The organism is Vibrio sp. 779(2023) (assembly GCF_033344285.1).
Taxonomy (GTDB): Bacteria; Pseudomonadota; Gammaproteobacteria; order Enterobacterales; family Vibrionaceae; genus Vibrio; species Vibrio alginolyticus.
Genome location: NZ_JAWPOM010000090.1, coordinates 1 through 1459, shown reverse-complemented (window position 1 = coordinate 1459; position 1459 = coordinate 1). Strand labels below are relative to the sequence as shown.

General features: G+C 46.4%; 2 protein-coding genes. Both read left to right on the top strand.

Features of this window, described 5'->3' with window-relative positions; genetic code table 11:
- A partial coding sequence (gene mshL / locus R8O70_RS25135; RefSeq protein ID WP_318184452.1) for a pilus (MSHA type) biogenesis protein MshL occupies positions 1-919 on the top strand: 919 nt, incomplete at its 5' end.
- A gap of 43 nt (positions 920-962) precedes the next feature.
- Positions 963-1459 (top strand): ExeA family protein (locus tag R8O70_RS25130; protein ID WP_318184451.1); only part of this gene is annotated, 497 nt, incomplete at its 3' end.

Below are 1459 nucleotides of genomic sequence, written 5' to 3'. Positions count from 1 at the left end.
AGCTGGCGTGATCACCGTGCGAGCTTTCCCTGATGATATTCGTGAAGTGCGCGAGTTTTTGGGTGTGTCTCAAGAACGAATGCAACGCCAAGTGATTCTTGAAGCGAAAATCTTAGAAGTCACGCTCAGCGATGGTTACCAGCAAGGTATTAACTGGTCGAACTTATCGGCGTCAATTGGTAACTCAGGCAGTATCATTGTTAATCGCCCCGCTTCTGCTCTGCCTCCATTAGATGCGATTGGTACGCTTCTTGGCGGTCAAACCAACGTTACGATCTCTGATGGTAACTTCGAGGCTGTATTAAACTTTATGTCGACGCAAGGCGACCTCAATGTACTCTCAAGCCCACGTATTACGGCGGCGAACAACCAAAAATCAGTGATCAAAGTTGGTACCGATCAGTACTTCGTAACTGAGCTTTCCAGTAATGCGGGTAATGGTGAAAACTCTAATGCGGTTCCTGAAGTAGAACTGACGCCATTCTTCTCGGGCATTTCACTTGATGTGACGCCACAAATCGACAACAAGGGCAACGTGTTCTTGCATGTGCATCCAGCGGTCATTGAAGTCACAGAAGAAGTGAAGCAGTTAAATCTTGGTGGTGATTTTCAAAACATTCAATTGCCTTTGGCAAAAAGCTCGATTCGAGAATCTGATTCGGTGATTCGTGCGAAAGATGGCGATGTTGTGGTTATCGGCGGCTTGATGAAGCAACAAAATGTCGAGCAAGTGTCAAAAGTCCCATTCCTTGGCGACGTGCCTGCTCTGGGGCACTTGTTCCGCAACACTTCGAATGTGACGCAAAAAACCGAGCTAGTTATTCTGCTTAAACCGACCGTTGTTGGCGTGAACTCTTGGCAAAAAGAGCTAGAGCGCTCGCGTGATTTGCTGCAAGAGTGGTTCCCTGATGCGCAATAAGCGCAGAAGAAACGTTAGCTTTTCAAAGAGTTTGTGATTCGTTATGTACTTGTCGCCTTTTGGATTTCGAGTTCAACCTTTCTCACTGACCTCAAATACGGCAAGGTTTTTGGGGTTAGTGCCTCACTATGAGGCGATTCAAACCATCTTAGCCGCCGTGCAGATGGGAGAAGGCGTGATTAAGGTTACAGGTGAAGTTGGTACGGGCAAAACCATGGTTTGTCGCAAGCTGATTGAACAGATCGAATCGCAAGTGGTATTGGTCTATCTACCCAATCCTGTGCTCAACGGAGAGCAATTGCAGTTTGCCGTGGCAAGAGAGCTAGGTATTGATAATGACGATCCATTGCGCATTGTTTCTTTAATTCAAGAACACTTGATTCGTGTGCATTCAACCGGGAAGAAAACCGTTCTGATCGTCGATGAAGCTCAAGCTCTTTCTCCTGAGGCTTTAGAAACACTGCGCTTGTTCGGCAATTTAGAAACCGAGCAAGACAAATTAATTCAGTTGGTACTTTTCGGTCAGCCTGAATTGGATGA